Source organism: Synechococcus sp. R55.2 (genome assembly GCF_047462075.1).
Classification (GTDB): Bacteria; Cyanobacteriota; Cyanobacteriia; order Thermostichales; family Thermostichaceae; genus Thermostichus.
Genome location: NZ_JANSIH010000016.1, coordinates 1 through 18,429, shown reverse-complemented (window position 1 = coordinate 18,429; position 18,429 = coordinate 1). Strand labels below are relative to the sequence as shown.

16 protein-coding genes and 1 tRNA gene are annotated in these 18,429 nt (G+C 58.0%); 12 read left to right on the top strand and 5 right to left on the bottom strand.

The annotated features are described in order from the left end of the window. Positions 1–113 precede the first annotated feature (113 nt). On the bottom strand, positions 114–4,700 hold the full coding sequence (locus NW838_RS00495) for a GAF domain-containing protein (RefSeq protein ID WP_414427281.1): 4,587 nt from the start codon (positions 4,698–4,700) through the stop codon (positions 114–116). 522 nt (positions 4,701–5,222) lie between these two features. Here NW838_RS00495 and NW838_RS00490 point away from each other — a divergent pair. From NW838_RS00490 to NW838_RS00480, 3 genes are all read left to right on the top strand, one after another. Next, a complete protein-coding gene (locus NW838_RS00490; protein ID WP_414358420.1) occupies positions 5,223–5,600 on the top strand; it encodes a hypothetical protein in 378 nt (125 codons plus the stop codon). A gap of 252 nt (positions 5,601–5,852) precedes the next feature. Further along, positions 5,853–6,248 carry a hypothetical protein gene (locus NW838_RS00485; protein WP_414358418.1) on the top strand — a complete coding sequence of 132 codons (396 nt, stop codon included), beginning with the start codon at positions 5,853–5,855 and terminating at the stop codon, positions 6,246–6,248. A gap of 276 nt (positions 6,249–6,524) precedes the next feature. Next, a complete protein-coding gene (locus tag NW838_RS00480) occupies positions 6,525–6,929 on the top strand; it encodes a hypothetical protein (protein WP_414358415.1) in 405 nt (134 codons plus the stop codon). Between the two features lie 54 nt (positions 6,930–6,983). Here NW838_RS00480 and NW838_RS00475 read toward each other — a convergent pair. Beyond that, a tRNA-Leu gene (locus NW838_RS00475) sits at positions 6,984–7,066 on the bottom strand. A gap of 119 nt (positions 7,067–7,185) precedes the next feature. Between NW838_RS00475 and tgt the strand changes: the two genes are divergently transcribed. From tgt to NW838_RS00455, 4 genes are all read left to right on the top strand, one after another. Continuing rightward, positions 7,186–8,289, top strand: a complete 1,104-nt coding sequence (gene tgt, locus NW838_RS00470; RefSeq protein ID WP_414427287.1) for a tRNA guanosine(34) transglycosylase Tgt — start codon at positions 7,186–7,188, stop codon at positions 8,287–8,289. Between the two features lie 113 nt (positions 8,290–8,402). Then, a complete protein-coding gene (locus NW838_RS00465; RefSeq protein WP_414357871.1) occupies positions 8,403–8,762 on the top strand; it encodes a hypothetical protein in 360 nt (119 codons plus the stop codon). Next, positions 8,698–9,918 (top strand): hypothetical protein, encoded by a 1,221-nt coding sequence (locus tag NW838_RS00460; RefSeq protein ID WP_414427280.1) that lies wholly within the window; start codon positions 8,698–8,700, stop codon positions 9,916–9,918. The genes NW838_RS00465 and NW838_RS00460 overlap by 65 nt, the downstream gene beginning before the upstream one ends. A gap of 6 nt (positions 9,919–9,924) precedes the next feature. Next, entirely contained in the window at positions 9,925–10,221 is a 297-nt protein-coding gene (locus NW838_RS00455) for a hypothetical protein (protein ID WP_414427279.1), read from the top strand. A 177-nt stretch (positions 10,222–10,398) separates the two neighbouring features. Here the strand turns inward: NW838_RS00455 and NW838_RS00450 are convergent, their stop codons facing one another. Then, complete coding sequence (locus tag NW838_RS00450) at positions 10,399–11,058, bottom strand: SDR family oxidoreductase (RefSeq protein WP_414427278.1); 660 nt, start codon at positions 11,056–11,058, stop codon at positions 10,399–10,401. 155 nt (positions 11,059–11,213) lie between these two features. Here NW838_RS00450 and pruA point away from each other — a divergent pair, with 155 nt between their 5' ends. Further along, entirely contained in the window at positions 11,214–14,168 is a 2,955-nt protein-coding gene (pruA, locus tag NW838_RS00445) for an L-glutamate gamma-semialdehyde dehydrogenase (protein WP_414427277.1), read from the top strand. 19 nt (positions 14,169–14,187) lie between these two features. On the opposite strand, the gene NW838_RS00440 is transcribed toward pruA, so the two are convergent. Further along, entirely contained in the window at positions 14,188–15,240 is a 1,053-nt protein-coding gene (locus NW838_RS00440; protein WP_414357880.1) for a CsgG/HfaB family protein, read from the bottom strand. 360 nt (positions 15,241–15,600) lie between these two features. On the opposite strand from NW838_RS00440, the gene NW838_RS00435 reads away from it, so the two are divergent. The 4 genes from NW838_RS00435 to gloB all read left to right on the top strand — a co-directional run bounded on the left by NW838_RS00435 (position 15,601) and on the right by gloB (position 17,487). Further along, positions 15,601–15,780 (top strand): 50S ribosomal protein L32, encoded by a 180-nt coding sequence (locus NW838_RS00435; protein WP_414357881.1) that lies wholly within the window; start codon positions 15,601–15,603, stop codon positions 15,778–15,780. A gap of 121 nt (positions 15,781–15,901) precedes the next feature. Further along, positions 15,902–16,318, top strand: a complete 417-nt coding sequence (locus tag NW838_RS00430) for a J domain-containing protein (protein ID WP_414357882.1) — start codon at positions 15,902–15,904, stop codon at positions 16,316–16,318. Positions 16,319–16,457: 139 nt separating this feature from the next. Beyond that, on the top strand, positions 16,458–16,721 hold the full coding sequence (locus NW838_RS00425; protein ID WP_414351177.1) for a DUF3143 domain-containing protein: 264 nt from the start codon (positions 16,458–16,460) through the stop codon (positions 16,719–16,721). Between the two features lie 7 nt (positions 16,722–16,728). After that, positions 16,729–17,487 carry a hydroxyacylglutathione hydrolase gene (gene gloB / locus NW838_RS00420; protein WP_414357883.1) on the top strand — a complete coding sequence of 253 codons (759 nt, stop codon included), beginning with the start codon at positions 16,729–16,731 and terminating at the stop codon, positions 17,485–17,487. Positions 17,488–17,609: 122 nt separating this feature from the next. Here gloB and NW838_RS00415 read toward each other — a convergent pair. Next, the coding region (locus NW838_RS00415) for an MFS transporter (RefSeq protein WP_414427276.1) at positions 17,610–18,429 on the bottom strand (820 nt) is incomplete at its 5' end.

Sequence of the window (18,429 nt, the reverse complement as noted above, 5' to 3'; positions counted from 1 at the left end):
TTTTGCATTGCTTCCGAATGCAACAGGCATGAAAATTTCTGCTGCATTGCTTCCTAACTCCCCTCTCTCTGGGAGAGGGGGTGGCCGCGGAAGCGGCGCCGAGCCTTTGGAATCTATCCTTCCAGATCTCGCAAGTACTGGCGGATATCAGCCAAGATGCGTTCTAGGTCTTCTGGGGCCTGGAGAGCGCGTGCCCATTCTAGGTCATGACCGCCTTGGGATCCCTGCTGGGCCAGCGCCACTCCTAAGTGTTCCAGCTCGCGAACCACTTGGCAAAAAGCGTTGGCTCCCACGTTGGAGCTGGCTCCTTTGAGGCGGTGGGCGATCCGCCGCATTCTTTCTGCGTCGTAACCGGCAATGGCTTGGCGCAGTTGCGGCAGCTGGTCTTCACAATCTTGGATGAACACCTGCAGCAGCTCCCGCTGAAACCCCCGATCCCCGCCGGAAACCTGATCCAGGTAGGCAGAGTCGATGGGGTAGGGCTGGGTGGGAGAAGAGGGATCCCGGCTCTCAGCGGGGGAAGCTGGAGAGGCTGCTTCAGAAGCGGATCCATTGGAGGATCCTGCTGCAGACTGGGCAATCACCTGGCTCCAGTGGTTGAGCAACCTTTGCAAATCTTCCTTCAGCACCGGCTTGCTGAGATAGTCGTCCATACCTGCCTGCAGGCAGCGCTCCCTATCCTCCTGCATGGCGTTGGCCGTGATGGCAATCACCACTGTGCGGTGGCCGGATCTCCGTTCCTGTTGGCGTAGGCGGCGGGTGGCCTCGTAGCCATCCATCACCGGCATCTGACAATCCATAAGAATGAGGTCGTAGCTGACCTTCTGCAGGAGATCCAACACCTCCTGACCGTTGGCCACCACATCGGCCTTGTAGCCCAAACTCTCGAGCTGGCGCAAAGCCACCTTTTGGTTGACGGGGTTATCCTCTGCCAGCAAAATGCGCAGGGACTGCTGGGGTCGGTCGGCCATAGGCGTCGTCTGAGAGAGAGGGGGGCCAATGCCCAAAAGAGAGGTGGAGAGGCCAGAAGATTTCCCCAGGGCCATGGCCAACGCCTCCTGAAGGCGGCTTTGTTTTACCGGCTTAACCAAGTAGGCGGCAAAGCCGATTTCGGCAGCGCGGCGGGAGTGCTCCCCCAGTCCCAGGGAGGTCATCATCACCAGTTGCGTCTCGGCCAGTTGCGGATCTGCCTTGATCCAGCGGCCCAAGGTCTCCCCATCCACCTCTGGCATTTGCATATCCAAAACGGCCAGGGAGAAGGGTCTGCCTTCCCGAACGGCTTGGCGCAGTTTGTCCATAGCCTGATAGGCATTTTCGGCCTCTTCCACCACCATTCCCCAAGCCGTGGCCTGGCAGCGCAGGATCTTGCGATTGGTGGCATTGTCGTCCACCACCAACAGTCGCTTGCCCTGCAAATCCACCGGGACACGAGCAGAAGGCTGGGCAAGCTGCTGGGCATAGGGCTGCCGCTCCAGAGTCAGCTCGACGCTGAAGGTGCTGCCCTGTCCCTCCTGGCTTTGCAACGAGATGGTTCCCCCCATCAGTTCTGTCAGTTGTTTGCAGATGGCCAAGCCCAGTCCCGTACCTCCGTATTTGCGGGTAGTAGAGGCATCCACCTGGCTAAACGGTTGAAACAGCTTGCTCTGCGCCGCCGCCGGGATCCCGATTCCGGTATCTCTCACCGAGAGCTTGAGGTGGACATGGGTAGCGGTTTCTTGCAGCACCTCTGCTTGGATCACCACCTCTCCTCGGTGGGTGAACTTAATGGCGTTGCTTACCAAATTGTTGAGGATTTGCCGTAGTCGCGAGGCATCTCCCCGCAGGTAGCGCGGCACTTCCGGTGGCATGAGCACCGCCAGCTCCAATCCCTTGGCGTGGGCAGTGGGGGCAAACAGATCCGCCACCTCTTCCAGACACGAGCGGAGATCGAAATCCAGGATCTCCAGCTCCATTTCCCCGGCCTCCAATTTGGAGAAGTCCAGGATGTCGTTGATGAGGGTGAGCAGCGCATCGCCGCTGACGCGGATGGTCTCTACAAAGTCCCGCTGTTCTGCATTGAGGGGGGTCTCCAGCAGCAGGCCCGTCATCCCCAACACCGCGTTCATGGGGGTGCGGATCTCGTGGCTCATGGTGGCTAAGAAGCTGCTTTTGGCCTGTGCAGCCTGCTCAGCTGCTTTGCGGGCCTGCTCCAGCTCCAGGCTGCGCTTTCTCTCCCGTTCCAAAAGGGCTGCCTGGGTGAGGGCAATGCCAATTTGGTTGGCCAACTGCGACAGCAGCTCCATCTCAAACGGCTGCCACTGACGGGGCCCGGAGCACTGGTGGGCCAGCAACAACCCCCACAACTGCTGCTCCAAAAACAGCGGCACCACCAAGTTGGCCCTGACCTGCATTTTTTGCAGCAGCTCTAGGTAACAAGGCTCCAGTCCTTCACTTTCCACATCGCTAACAACGCGAACGCGGCCCTGGCTGTAGAGCTGGGCGTACTTTTCCTGAAAACAGGGATCCTCGATCACCTCTCCCAGCAAGGAGGGGATCCCCGGCTGAGTTTTCTCGTTGGAGATGATCCCAGAACCATCCGGCTGGAAGCGGTAGACCAAGACTCGGTCGGCTTTGAGCAGGGCTTGGATTTCTGTTACCGTCGTCTCTAGGATCTCGGCGATATCCAAAGATTCGCGGATCTTCAAGCTGAGATTGGCTAGCAACTGAGCCCGGCGGTTTTGCCGCTCCAATTCCTCTGCCGCTTTCTTCTGCTCAGTAGTGTTGCGGAAGATGCCTCGCGTAGCCACCATCACTCCATCTTCAAAGCGGCAGTTGACATTGCCCTCCAACCAAACAGTTTCACCAGTGGCCGTGAGGAAAGCTGTCTCTACCCTCTCCAGTTTCTCCCCTGCTAGAAGCTTCTGGAAAAGAGCCTGGCAGTGCTCCCGGCAGTCGGGATGGAGAATGTCGAAGAGGGTCATTTGATAGACCTGAGCTTCGTCGTAGCCCAAGGTCTCTTTCCAAGCGCGGTTGACATATAAAAAGTGCCCTTCAGCATCCACGCTTTGGATGAGGTCAGTGGCATTTTCAAAGAGATCCCGGTAGCGCTCTTCGCTTTCTTTCAAGGCCAGCTCCGCCAGCTTGCGGTCGGTGATGTCGATGCCGGTGCCCATGACAAACTCCACCTCGCCGGCAGCGTTGATTAGGGCGGTGTTAGACCAAGAAATAAGCCGCAGTGCCCCTTGCTTGGTGCGCCAAAAATTCTCATGGCGATTCAAAAAGAGGGAATAGTTGCCCTTGAGCTGTTCAAAAGCTTGCTTCACACCAGGCACATCTTCCGGTGGGATCAAACCTAAGTCCCATACCAGCCGGCCCTTGACCTCTGCCAGCGAGTAGCCAGAAAGCTGCTCGGCAGCGCGGTTGAAGCGCAAAATGTGTCCCTCAGGATCCAGAACCACCACCAGCGCCCCTGCCGTATCGATAACCGCGTTGGTAAAATCTCGCTCTTGCTTGAGGGATCGCTCTGCCTTTTCCCGCTCAGCACTTTCTCGGCGAATGAGGGAGTAAACAGCAGCCAAGATGCAGCAGGTAAACGTTAGACCCGCTAGCAGGATGGCATTGGTGCCGCTCCAGGCTAGCTGAAACTGATCGCTACTTTGCTGCAGCCGGCGGTGATCTTCCTCTTCTAGCGACGCTACCACGTCGACAATCCGCTGCCTCAATTTTTCCTCTTCCTGACTTTGCAGCGCTTCTTGAACCGCAGATAGCTCCCCTTGCTTCCTCAGCTCAATCAAATCATGGTTGAGTTTCAGCCACGGCGCCAGCAGCAGCTCTAGCCGGCTCAGGTGCTCTTGCTGCACGGGATCCAAGGCCGCAAATTCCTGTAGCTGATCCAGAAGAGCAAACAGCGAATCGGTGCTTGTCTGATAGCTCCGTAAGAAGCTCGCATTGCCTGTAAGGAGATAGCTGCGCTTGTGGACTTCTGCGGTCTGCACTTCTCTTAGCAGCTTCTCTAGAACCTCGTGCTTTTCTAGAAGCTGGGTTACCTCCCTGTTGATCTGGGGCAGACGGGAAGCAGCGCGGTGGGCGGAGTAGGCGATCCCTGCCAAGATCAGGGCAGCCAGGCCAAAACCAGCGCCAACCTTGAAAAGAAGTCCGCTCTTACGGGCAGACTTGTCCTCCTTTGACCTTTGGGCCGGCAGCAGGGGGGTCTTGGCCAGTTCCCTCAAAGTACGGCGCAGCTCCAGTTGGGCCACCACCTGATGGGCCAGGGCTTGTAATTGCTCCAGTTGTTCTGGGGTCAGGTGCCGAGGCTGATAATCGACAACGCAAAGCGTGCCCAGGGCCTGCCCTTCTGGAGTTACCAAGGGAATGCCAGCGTAAAAGCGAATGTGGGGCTCTTGAGCGACAAACGGGTTATCGGCAAAGCGGGGATCCTGAGTGGCATCGGGCACCACCAGCGGCTCTTTAGGCGACAAGATGGCGTGGGCGCAGAAGGCCACATCCCGTGGGGTCTCCTGCACATCGACGCCGAATTTGGCTTTAAACCACTGGCGGTGTTCGTCGATAAGGCTGACCAGAGCAATGGGCGTGCCGCAGATGTAGGCGGCAAGGCGGACGATCTCGTCAAAGCTGTTCTCAGGAGCGGTGTCCAAAATCTGATACTGCCGCAGGGCAGCCAGCCGCTGCTCTTCGTTGGGAGGGAGGGGGGCCTTAGGCATAGGTCAAACTAAGCGGAGAGGAAGGGTTCCGATCCACCGATCTCGGAGGTCGATAGTCTCAAGGTAAAAGAGGTAACCCCAGCATAACTTCCAAGCCTCTCCACCGGAAGCTACAGGGATCCCTTTCCCCAAGGTAGGATCGAGAACCAAACAGGGTTCTGCTGTGCTCTGGGGACAGCTCCGGTGCAATTTGTATTTTGGGAATATCGGGTGACACCTCTCCAAGCCCTGCGTTTCTTGTCGTTAGACTGCTAGTCATCGAACTTTATCAAACTATCTATTTATTAAGTTTTAGTTAACCCTTGCGTGGGATTGTAAGGGACTAGCTTCAGTCTCTGCACAGATTCTCAAGACAAGTGAGGTTCGTCAGCATTTGCCGGTCAATCTCCGTGGGGATTGCCGAACTAGAGCCTTTGACAAGAGGCTAACCGTGCGTGTATACCATCCTGCAGCTTAAGGTCAGTCTGAGATTGCTAAAGCATCTCTCTGTTCCTGTTACTGTCCCGCAGGGAGGCAGGTTCCGTGAAAAAAGTTCAAGAGAGCTTGGTTGCTGCCCTGACCACTGATGGAGCTTTGGGGATTGCTTTGGGAGATTGGAAGAGCGGCATGTGTCTGGGGTTCAAGGGGCCAGACACCCCTGACTTTCCAGAGCGAAACTTGGAGCTGGCAGTAGCTGGCATGACCGAGGTGATTCGGTCTAAGATGCGAGTTCTGGAGTCTGTGAGCATCAAGGAGGATGTGGAGGAGATTCTTATTGTTCTCAAGACCCAGTACCACCTTGTTCGCTTGGTTAAGTCTGTGCAGGGCTTGTTCTTTTATCTTGTTATGGATCGGGAGAAGGGAAACCTAGCTCTTGCTCGCATCAAGCTAGACCAAGTTGCCGAGCAGCTAGTCATCTAGTATCACATTGGCGATAGCCAGATATTGACGCCACTCCAGTTGGGGATATTGGGCAGAGCCTAGCGGGGGGTTCTGCCTCTTTAGCTTGAGCCGCCTTGCCGAGCAGGTTCTCTTCCTTGCCTAGCTTCTTTTCTCTCCCAGTGAGGAGGGAGTTAGAATTAGAATGTACGTGGGTAAACCAGAGAATATTGCTGACTTGAAGATACGTTTGATACAAGGCTGGCGAGCAAGCTGCAGGAAAGAGGGATATTTATGCCAAAGTTGGAGGAGATTCTCCTCGAGGCCCTTGCCATGGAAGGAGCGCTGGGGGTCGCTCTAGGAGATTGGAGAAGTGGTGCATGTCTGGGACTTAAGTCTGCAGGTAACCCTGATTTTCCTGAACGCAATCTACCACTTGCCATAGTCGGCAATGCAGAAGTAGTCCGTGCCAAACTCAAGGTTGCAGAGGCTCTGAACGAGCGGATACAGGAGCTCGTTTTCACTTCCCAAAAGCAGTATCACCTAATTCGCTTGGCGAATAGCCGTGGCTTGTTTATCTTCCTAGCCTTGGATAAACAAAAGGGAAACTTAGCCTTGGCCCGCATAAAGTTAGCGCAGCTTGCAGAGCAGGTGGGCCAGTTGCCGCTCACAAACCCAAGACTCATCTAGAAGCTTATTTCCTTCTCCGATGGGGTAGTCGTTGGGGCCTTCGGGATCCAGCACCAGCAAAGCAAAGTTCTCAGGGGTAGGAGCGTTCGGGGCCTAGACTCGCCAAGATGCTTGAAGGTCTGGGGTTTCTTGACCGGGAATTGCTTTACTTTATCTTTAGCTTGCTAATTCTTTATGAACTCCCCCTTGCTTAATGAACTCCCCCTTGCTTAACGTGCTTAGCTTAAGCTAAGCTTCGGCAGGCCTTCTTAGGAAACTTTCTGTGGTGCGGGAATCATGGTGGGGGGAATTCTGCAAAGAGTAGAGGAAGCGCTAGATGAGAGCTTTGCCCTTGACGGGGTATTGGGGGTAGCCCTTGGAGACTGGAGAAATGGAACCTGCCTGAGATCTAAGTTTCGTACGAACGTCACTGGTTTTTCTCAATGTGAACTAGAGTTGATAGTATCGGGTAATGCAGAGTTAATTCGAAACAAAACTAAACAATTCTCAAGAACCCAAGAAAAACTAGAAGAACTGTTTCTTGTCTATGAACAATTCTTCTGTGTCGTTCGATTAGTTAACACCATAACCGGCCTGTTCTTCTGTCTTGTTTTGGAACGACAGAAAGCCAACTTGGCTCATGCTCGCCTGAAGTTCTCTCAAATCACTTCTGCGATAGAACTTCCTGAGGTAGAAGGTTGAAACGTAAAACCAGCGCCTTGTTCATAAGTTCGATTTACTGTGAAGATCCAGTAGTGCGGAACCGGGGACTTGAACCCCGATGGCATTGCTGCCACTAGAACCTGAATCTAGCGCGTCTACCATTCCGCCAGTTCCGCGGCGATCTACAAGTGTGCCCAAAGCAGGGGATCCCTGTCAAGGCTGGCAAAAGGGATCCCTTGCCGGCGGCTCTATCTGTGCTAAGCTCTGCTGCGCACCAGATGAAAGCTGATCAACGCTGACCTTGGCCGACTTTACCTTCACCTGCGAGGGCACCTGCCCCCATACCCAAGCGCGGGCAGGATACTTCGTCACCCCCCACGGTGGGATCCCAACCCCTTGCTTTATGCCGGTGGGAACTTTGGCCAACGTGAAAACCCTCACCCCGGCCCAGCTCAAGGAGACAGGTGCCCATATTATTCTCAGCAACACCTATCACCTGCACCTACAGCCCGGCGAGGACATCATTCAAGCAGCAGGGGGGCTACACCGCTTTATGGGCTGGTCGGGCCCCATCCTTACCGACTCAGGGGGCTTTCAGGTCTTTAGCCTTAGCGCCATTCGCCAAATCAACGAGGAGGGAGTGACGTTCCGCTCTCCTCGCGATGGCCGCATCATTCACTTCACCCCAGAGCTATCCATCCAGATTCAAAACGCCCTGGGGGCCGACATCATCATGGCCTTCGACGAGTGCCCGCCCTACCCTGCCAGCCCTGAGGAAGTGGAAGCAGCGGTGCGGCGAACCACCCAGTGGCTGAAACGCTGCGTGAAAGCCCATCGTCGCTCAGATCAGGCTTTGTTTGGCATTGTGCAGGGGGGAGTTTACCCTGAGCTGCGCCGGCGGGCGGTGGAAGAGGTCTGTCGGTTGGATCTGCCGGGCTATGCCATTGGCGGGGTGAGTGTGGGGGAGCCGGTCGAGTTTATGCACGCCGTTGTGCGGCAAACAGCCCCTCTACTGCCGGCAGATCGCCCCCGTTATCTCATGGGGGTGGGCACCTATGCAGAGATGCGGGCCGCTGTGGCCGCCGGAGTGGATTTGTTTGACTGCGTGATCCCCACCCGCTATGCCCGCCATGGCACGGTGATCAGCCGGGGCAAACGCTGGAACATCAAAAATGCCGAGCACCGCCGCAGCCTGGATCCCATCGATCCCGACTGTCCCTGCTACACCTGCCGCCACTTTAGCCGCGCCTACTTGTGCCACCTCATCCGCGCCCAGGAGATCCTGGGCTATACCCTGCTTTCTATCCACAACATCACGGAGCTGATGCGCTACACCCAAAAGATGCGCCAGGCCATCTTGGAAGGCCAATTTCATGAGCACTGGGATCCCTGGAGCTAAGCCGGTCAGGAGATTTCTCTGGAAATATCCGATCCATCCTAGTTCACTAGACACTCCAATATCCCGTGTATATACCTAAATTATCCCATGTAGCCGCAGGAAGGAGTCAGATCATGGCTATCCGAACCCTCAGCAGCGTGATTGAACAGCACATCGCCGGCCTTCCGGGCTTGATTGCTGTTTTGATAGGGCGGGCCACTGATGGTGCTACAGTAGCCAAAGTAACCTACGTCAGCGATTCCCAAGAGGAGCAAGCCCTAGAACGTTTGGGCACCTACGCCGGCGACCTAGTCCAGGCCAACAGTCGTCTATGCCAGCTTGTCAGCTCTGACCAAGAGGCGGACTACCTTTTGGCCGGCACTTCGGCGTTGCGGGTTGTCATCAAAGCGTTTCCCAAAAGCCCCTACTTTGTTTGGAGAGCCGGTTATCTTCCACTGCCATCACTACAACCTCTTCCTGCAGCAGACTATTGAAGATCCCGACTGGATCGATGGAGTAGGGATCCTGCGCACGGCAGCCCAGGAGATCTTTTACAGTCTTCTGTACGGAGCTTTCAAGGCTCTTGGCATTCAGGAGACCCAAGAGCGCCTGGCAGTGGCAGCTCAGATCTTCAGTTTTTTAGGATTTGGGCGGCTGGCGTTTGAGGTGACCCCTTCAGGCGGGGAAGTGCAGCTTACCCATTCTCACTATGCAGAAGGTTGGCTGAGCAAGTACGGAGAGCAGGTCAGCCGCACGCGCCCGATTGACCACTTGGCGGTGGGCTATGTGGCAGCAGCTCTGGATGCCACGTTTGGCGAGCTGGGGAGCTACACGGCAGAAGAAACGGAGTGCATGGCCGTTACCCGTAAGGATCACTGTGTAATCCAGGTTACTCGGCTGCCGCGGCCCCAGTTGTTGACTCCCAGTCCAGGGATGGGCAAGTTGATCGAGCAGCCGCTCCAGTTCCCCCGGCCCACAACAGCAGTGGACTACGATGCGGTCAACGAAGCTCTGTGGGGCTTGCCTTTGGCCGGAGATGAGCGGGGGCAAATTCGCGCGTTTAACGTGTTGCTAACGCGCATGCCTGCCAACTACTACAACCGCATTCAGTATCGCTTTTTACAGGAGCTGAAGGCGGTGCAGGCTGAGCTGATGGGGGTGGGGGAAGCTCTCATCCGCGAGTCGGGGCATGTTTGTGTCTTCTACACCCTCGGCAACATCATGGAATCGGTGGAGTGGGAAACCCTGGTGGGGCCGATGCTGGAGAAGGACACGGACTGGATCCACGGCGGCTATGCGGTGGCCAGCAGCCTGGGGTGGGGTCGCTGGCAGGCTTTGGAGGTGGTGAGTGGCCAGTCTTGCCGGGTGGCCATTGACGGCAACTACGAAGCCAACTACTTTTTGGCTTCCTACCCACGGGCAGAGGATCCCGCCTGCTACTTTGCCCAAGGGGCGGTGCCGGCGATGATGAATCTGGTCTACAACGGCAACATTCAGCAGAAGCCGGTTTTGGATCAAGTCTTCTACAACCGCCTCTTCCAGCGGGGTGGGCTCTTCCACGGCCAGGAGACCAAGGCCAGAGAGAAGGGGGATCCCTGGTGCGAGTTCTACGCCGCTCGCGTCAGCGGGACGGAGTCCTTGCGGGTGTAGGGATCCATGCAGGTGCGTGTCCTCAGGCGGCGGGAGCGTGGGGCTGGGTGGGCCACTGACCTGCTGCTGCCGCGCTGCCTTGCCTGGTCGGAGGTAGAGGCTCTGGCCCAGGAATGGGGAGCCGCTTGTCGCTGTTTTCAAGGGCAACTGGTGTGGCTGGATCTGCCCTCAGGCCGGATTACGGCTTCACTGCGGGTGCCCCGCCTAACGTTGCGACTCCACGATGCCAACGCTGAGGCGCAGATCTTAAATCGTTTGCAGCAGTTGGCCAAGTCTTCTGGTTCCCAGACAGAGGGAAGTTAAGGGCAAAACGAGAAGTTTAGCTTGGCACCGACATTTTGCGGCAGACTATCGACCAATGCAGGATCGACTTTCCAGGAGTGCCATGCGCCCACCAAGTTCGAGCCTGCTGAGGAACTGGGAGCCGCGTTCATACTCGCTCATAGTCATAATGTATGCAGCATGCATGCAGCTCGGTACCTACCTTGCCATAGCAAAGAGAGCGCTCCATTCTTGGTTGGGAACGCCGGGCTTGGCGATGATCTCAAGGATGCGATTTTGGGCGGCGGGCTGGAATAAACTTTCGACGGCCACTTGGGCTACTTTCGTGCGGGGGATGCTGCCGTCAAAGAGGGTATCCGCCTTGGATAGGACAATGCCATCGTCGTTGTCTTGGTTTTTTAGGCCCCCCGGTCGAACGATGGTGTAGGTGAGGCCGCTTTTTTGCAGATATTCTTCCGCCCGTTTTTTCCACACCAGGATCAGCCAAAACAAGTTGAGGGGATGGAACAGCTGGGAAACACACAGGGAAGAGATTAAAACAAAGTGTTGGATCCCTTTGGCTTTGGCCACATCGACCAGGTTCTTGGTGCCTTCATAGTCGACTCGGTAGGGCTGAAAGGGATCCCAACTGGGCCTGGCCCCGGTGGCACAGAGCACCACCGTGCATCCTTCCATGCCTGTCTCCAGCGTGGCCGGATCCAGCACATCCCCCACCACCACTTCCGCTTCGGGGGGCAGAACTCGAGCGGCCAGCTCGCGGCTGCGCACCAGCGCCCGCACTCGGATGCCGCGGCCCACCAACTCTTTGACAATGCGGCGTCCGGTTTCTCCTGTAGCCCCTGCAACAAAAGCCTGCATAAGTTTCTCCTGCAAAGCTGCCTATACCCGGCGTAGCTATTCGAGGATTTGCGGTGGCCCCATCTGCCATTATCTTCCCAAAATCGGCCTCAGGTTCCCTCTTTTCCATGACAGGATGGTAGGGATCCTGCGCCCCAGTTCACCCAGTTCATCAGATGGTTGCCCAAGCTGCTCCTACCGCCTACGAGGCTCAAACCCAAGCTCTTGCCCAATCTCTGTTCGCCTCTCTTTCGGGAGAGAAGCGATCCCTGCTGGCCCAGTGGCGGGATCAACTGCGCTGGGAGGACAAGCTGCTGGCCTGGGCGATGGAAAACCCCCACTTGCGCACCCAGTTGTTCCGCTTGATCGATGTCTTGCCCAGCTTGAAAAGCAAGGCTGAGGTGGCCCGCCATTTGCAGGAGTATCTTTCAGATCCGGCGGTGGAATTGCCGGGAATGCTGAAAAGCCTGCTCAACTTTGCAGACCCCGACTCCCTGCCAGGGCAGTTGGCTGCCACCACCCTAACCGCTGCCGTGGAAGCCTTGGCCCGTCGCTACATTGCCGGAGAAACCCTGCAACAAGTCAGCAAAACTCTGGAAGCTTTGCACCGGCAGGGTATGGCTTTCACGCTGGATTTGCTGGGGGAAGCCGTCATCACCGAAGCGGAAGCCCAATCCTACCTGGATCGCTATCTGCAGGTGATGGAGCATTTGGCAAAGATGGTCAAAACCTGGCCACAACCGCAGCCTGTGCCGCAAGTGTCGGTGAAGCTGACAGCCTTCTATTCCCAGTTCGATCCCATCGATCCCCTGGGGGCCAAAGCCAAAGTGGGGGAACGGATTCGCGTCCTGTTGCGCCGGGCAGAAGCTCTGGGAGTCGGGATCCATTTCGACATGGAGCAGTACCGCTACAAATCCCTCACCCTGGCCATTTTGCAGGAGCTGCTGCTGGAGCCGGAGTTCCGAGGCCGCACCGACGTTGGCCTGACGCTGCAGGCCTACCTGCGGGATAGCTACACCGATCTGCAAAACCTGATCGCCTGGGCCAAAGAGCGGGGATCCCCGGTGACGGTGCGCTTGGTCAAGGGGGCCTACTGGGATCAAGAGACCATCCTGGCGGCGCAAAAGCACTGGCCACAGCCGGTTTACAACAGCAAGTCTGCTACCGACGCCAACTTCGAGCGCATGACCCAGCTTTTGTTGGAGCACCACACCCATCTCCACGCCGCCATCGCCAGCCACAATGTGCGCTCTCAGGCCAAAGCCATCGCCATTGCCCAAGCCCTGGAGGTGCCCCAGTCTGCTTTTGAACTGCAGGTGCTCTATGGCATGGCCGATCCCCTGGCCAAGGCCTTGGTGCAGAAGGGACAGCGGGTGCGGGTGTACTGCCCCTACGGGGAGCTGCTGCCGGGTATGGCCTACCTGATCCGGCGTTTGCTGGAAAACACCGCCAACACCTCTTTCCTGCGGCAAAGCGTTCAGGGCTACAACCCCGAGCAGCTGTTGGCCCCGCCGGTCTTGGACGAGGGATCCGTTTTCCAGGCTCCTTCTCTCTCGTTTGCCGCCGCTCCCGATACGGATTTCAGCCAGCCCCAGCAGCGGGATCCCTTCCTTCAGGCATTGGACAAGGTTCGGCCTCAATTGGGTCAGAGGGTTCAGCCCTGGATTGCCGGAGAATATCGCCCCACTCGACAAGCGATGCTCTCCCTCAACCCTGCGGATCCTGAACAGGTGGTGGCGGAAATTGGGTTGACCGAGCCGGAACAGGTGGAGCAAGCCTTGGCAGCGGCCCAAGCCAGCTTTCCCATCTGGAGGCGCACCCCCGTTGCCGTGAGGGCGGGGATCCTGCGGCGGGTGGCGGAGCAAATCGAAGCCCAGCGGGCGGAGCTGGCTGCCTGGATGGTGCTGGAGGTGGGCAAGCCCATTGCCCAGGCCGATGGGGAAGTTTCCGAGGCCATCGATTTTTGCCGCTACTACGCCCAACAGATGGAGGCTCTGGAGCGGGGACGGGAGTGCAACCTGCCCGGCGAAACCAACCATTACCACTACCAGCCCCGCGGTGTGGCGGTGGTGATCGCCCCCTGGAACTTCCCCCTCTCCATCCCCTGTGGCATGACAGCGGCGGCTTTGGTGGCCGGAAACTGCGTGCTCCTCAAACCGGCGGAGCAATCTTCGCTGATCGCCGCCAAACTGGCGGAGTTTATCCTCAAGGCCCTTGCCGAAGCTGGGATCCCGGAGGGTGTCTTTCAATTCCTGCCGGGGGTGGGCGAAGCCATTGGCCCCCTGTTGGTTCAAGACCGGCGGGTGCACCTGATTGCCTTCACCGGATCCCAGGCGGTGGGTTGCCAGATCCTCGCCCAAGCCGCGCAACTGCAGCCGGGCCAGCACCACATCAAACGGGTCATTGCCGAGATGGGGGGCAAAAACGCCATCCTCATCGACGAAAGCGCCGACCTGGATCAGGCGGTCAAAGGAGTGGTCAACTCCGCCTTTGGCTACAGTGGCCAGAAATGCTCCGCCTGCTCGCGGGCGATCGTTTTGCAGTCCATTCACGACCTGTTCTTGGGACGGCTCGTCGAGGCGGTGCGCTCTTTGAATGTGGGGGATCCAGCCCACCCCAGCACCCAAGTTGGCCCGGTCATCGATGCAGAGGCCCAAGCTCGCCTGCACCAGGCCATTCAATCGGCTAAGGCTGGTGCCCGCCTCGACCTCAGCCTGCCCGTGCCGGAAAAAGGCTACTTCGTCGGCCCCACTGTGTTCAGCCAGGTGGATCCCCAGTCAGAGCTGGCGCAGCGGGAGCTGTTTGGCCCGGTTTTGGCGGTGATCTCAGCGCCGGACTTTTCTTCTGCTCTGCAGATGGCCAATGCCACCCCCTACGCCCTCACCGGCGGTCTCTACAGCCGCACCCCTTCCCACATTCAACAGGCTCGCCAGGACTTTGCCGTCGGCAACCTCTACATCAACCGCGAGATCACCGGGGCGTTGGTGGAGCGGCAGCCCTTCGGCGGCTTCAAGCTCTCCGGCGTGGGATCCAAAGCCGGCGGCCCCGACTACCTGCTGCAATTTTTAGAGCCGCGCACCGTAACCGAAAACACGCAACGGCAGGGCTTTGCTCCCATCGAGGGATCCTGAGGATAGGGCTTGGGAAAGCTCATTGGACAGGCTTGGCCACATCCCCAACCTTGAAGCCTGCCCCGCTGAGAATGCGTCCCACACTGGAGCTGTCATCCACCTCCGTCAGTTGGACCTGTCCGGCTGGCTCAGTCAATTTGCGCAAGACTGTCCCCGTGGCCGGATCCTTCACCTCGCGGACGACGCGCTCCACAGAAAGAATCAATCCCACCCGATAGCCATCGCGGCTGCCCTTGTTCAGGATCACCTGGTTGCCGTAGACATCCGCCACCAAGGCGTCAACCGTTGGCAGAGAGCGAGGCTGAGCTGCCAAGCGCCCGGCAAAACCGGCCAACTGCTGGGCAATTTGCTCCACCGCTTGTTGGCTTGCCAATACCAACAGCTTCTCTTCGTTGCTGGTGGCGGATCCCCCGCCAAAGCCGGCAACCGTGACCGTGCTATCCGACTGGCTGGCGTTGCCTTTGCCCTCGACCACGGCCAAGATCTCGGCAGTACTGGTGCTCACCAAGCGGGCATTCAGCTGCACGTTGGCATCGGCATCCACTGACTCAGCGCCCACCGCCAGCGGGAAGCTGCCGAAGGGAGTTAAGACCGGTGCCCCACCCCCAGAACGGCGCACAGACACATCAAACTGGGTCACACTGCCGAGGATCACCGCATCGACCCCTAGGATCCGGCCTACCTGAGCAGCGGTGTTGGCATCCAGTCGACCGGATAGACCCAGGTTCTGCTCGGCCAAGATCGCGTCCAGCCGCGAGCGCTCGATGACGGAAAAGGTGCCATCTCTCACCAGCCGATCCACCAACAGGTCGCTCACCCCCCGCGAAGCCTCGCGGATGCTGTAGGGATTGCTGAGGCTGCTGAAATCAAAGTCCAAGACCGCAATCCGAGGACGGGATGTGGGTTGCGGCGCTTGTCCCACCTGTCTGGGGGCAGAGAGGGTGCAGCGAATGTCTTGGGGAAATTGCTGGCAGAGGGCTGGATTGGCGGATTGGGCCACCACCGGGATCCCCGTCCAACTGAGGCTCACCAGAGGGATCCCGAACAGCAAGATGGAAGAGAGGTTGCGCATGGTTGAGCGATCTCCTAAATCTGAGGGGGGCCACATTTCACTCACAGCCTGCATCCAAAAGAGCTTCAGGGCGGTGACCGATATCACCTGGCGGCTAAGGGTTAAGGATCCCGGCATCGCCTGTTCCCAGCAGATGTCCCATACTCTAGCGGCTACAGGGCTGTTGGGAAAATGGATTGAGAAGATTTGCACAGAAGAGTTGACAGATCTCAACTCTGTTGAGCCGAGATGCTCGCCCTCTTTCAGTCAAGCGCTGATAGGCCACTTGCCTGGATAAAGCTGGGATCGGCGGTGCAAGCTAGGACTCCGCCGCTGACGCGATCAGTGCTAGCCTAGTAAGGCTGTATTCTTGTACAAGCTATGCCTGTTCCCAAGAAGAAAACCTCTAAAGCCCGCAGTCGCAGGCGCTACGCCGTCTGGCTTGGCAAAGCAAAGCTACAGGCCCAGCGAGCCATGACCATTGGGCGGTCGATTTTGAGCGGTCGCAACACCGGCTTCTACTACCCCAAAGCCAAGTCCGAAGAAGAGGAAGAAGAATAAAGCTCTATTGAGGCTTGCTGCGGGGATCCCGGCGGCTGCACGAGTAATACACTGGATTAAGGTCTAGCTCCCTGGAGAAGCGCTCTGCTGACCCTACCGTCTCGCTTATCCATTAGCCTGCATGCGCTCGTTGACCTCCCTCACCTACTACCAACGGTTGGGCCTGTCTCCAGGGGCGTCTCCTGAGGCCATCCGGCGGGCCTACCGGCAATTGAGCAAGCGCTACCATCCCGATACTTCTCCCCTGGCTCCGGAAGTGGCCATTCGCTGCTTTCAAGAGTTGCAGGAGGCCTACCTTGTCCTCAGCAACCCGACGAAACGGGCCATCTACGATGCCAGCTTACGGGCGGTGACTGCCAACACGGGATCTCTGAGCATGACGGGATCCCTAGACGCTGACTCTCTGGAGCTGCGCATGGAAACCCGCCCACTTTCACCTGGTGAGCTTTGTGCCCTGTTGCTGATGGGATCCACCCTGGTTGTGTGTTTGGTGTTGGCAGGTGTCCTCGCTTGGCTGCGAGAGAGTGGGGCAAGCTGATTCTGTGGGCACTCCCCACCGTCTTGGTACGGCATTGGGACGGAGTTCTCGGATTCTGTATCAGGAGTGCTTGAATGAACATAGGCCGTTGACTCTGTGTTGGACTGCTTTTCTCAAATCTCGCCTCTCAAATCTCGCCATGCCTTTGCCCCCCGCAACTACGCCCCTGTATAATCACCCCCTCCACATCATCGAACGCTGGCTAGAGGATCAGGGCTGCACCCGCGACCCGCAAGATGTGGAGCAATGGTTTTGCGAGCGGCCTGGCTGGAAAGCCATTTTGCGTCTGGAAGAAACCAGCATTTGGGTGCGATACACCTACCCAGACGGCAACACGAAAACTTTATCTTTTCCCTATTCCCTCAGCCGGCAGGATGTAGAGCAGGCCATTTTTGAAAGTTAGCCGAGCCATGCGCGTTCTTCAGTTGCCCGCCCTGCGCGATAACTATATCTATCTGCTCTACGATTCCGACACCGCGACAGCAGCCGTGGTGGATCCGGCAGTGGCCGAGCCTGTGCTGGAAAAGCTGACCGAGCTGGGGGCGGAGCTGGTGGCCATTTTCAACACGCACCACCATCACGACCATGTGGGGGGAAATCGGCAGCTTTTGGCCCGCTATCCTCAGGCTGCCGTCTATGCCGGCGAGGCGGATCGGGGGCGGATCCCCGGCCAGACGGTGGAGCTGCGGGCGGGAGCAACAGTGGAATTCGCGGGCCGGCAAGCAACGGTGCTGTTTGTGCCCGGCCATACCCGGGGTCACATTGCCTATTACTTTCCCGAGAGCGGGGATCTCTTCTGTGGGGACACCCTGTTTGCCGGGGGATGCGGGCGGCTGTTTGAAGGCACCCCGGAACAAATGCTGGGATCCCTGGATCAACTGCGCCAGTTGCCTGAACCGACGCGGGTGTGGTGTGCCCACGAATACACCCTCAACAACCTCAGGTTTGCCCTGACGGTGGATGGGGGAAATCCCGACCTGCAGGCCCGTTACCAAAAGGTGGCCGCCCTGCGCCAATCGGGATCCCCAACAGTACCCAGCACTATGGGCGAGGAGCGACGCACCAACCCCTTCTTGCGCTGGGATCAGCCGGCTCTGCAAGCTGCCACCGGGCTCCAGGATCCGGTGCGGGTCTTCGCTCGCCTGCGCGGTATGAAGGATCAGTTCTGAAAATCGGGTTCTGACAAAAGCTCCTGGAGGTGGCCCAAAACCTGAGGGGATGGTGCTCCTCACCACTAGCACAAACGAAACCCCCGAAGAGCTGCACCGTAATCTGGTGCAGGGGCTTTTCATCAGCCCACCTCGGCCTGCCTCCTGGACACTAGAGCCAGCAGGATAGCCGCCCCCAGCCCTTGAGTGACTACCGAAAAGAGCACTAAGCCAGTCAGGGAGAAATCGTAAAGCACCCCCATCAGGGCGCTGCCCACAAACCAAGCCAATCCATAGACACTGGTAAACAGGCCAAAGGCAAAGCCCCTCGTCTCGGGAGCTACCATACCGGCCACCGCCGCCTTCATGATGGATTCTTGGGCCCCCAAACCAATCCCCCAGAGCACCATGCCCAGCACCGTCAGAGCATAGGTACCGGAAAAGGCCAGCGGCGCAAATCCAGCCGATACCGCCACCGCTCCCAGCAAGCTCCACAGCCCCACGCGGTCGAACAGCCAGCCACATCCCAGGGCGGCCAGGGCATCCACCCCCATAGCCAGGGCATACAGCAAAGGGATCCCTGCTCCATCGCTTCCCGACTGTCGTTGCAGATGGAAAGCAATGAGGGGAAAATCGGCAAACCCCATGGCCACACAGGCTGCCGCCAGCAGATACAGCCAGAAAACTCTGGGCAAGCCTTTTGCCGAGGTCATCTCCGGCTCCGGCTCGAAGTCTCGTGGGCTGGGATAGAGCCATTGCGCCAGCCCCAAAACCCCCAGTCCTATTGCCGCCGGGATCCCCAAGGCCAAAAACCCACCCCGGAAGCCATAGCCGACTTTCAGAACTGCCGCCACCAACAGCGGCCCCCCCACCGCCCCAATCTGATCTAGGGTCTCGTGCAGGCCAAACCCCAAGCCCCGACCCACCTGCAAGGCTGCATGGGAGAGCAACACGTCCCGCGGC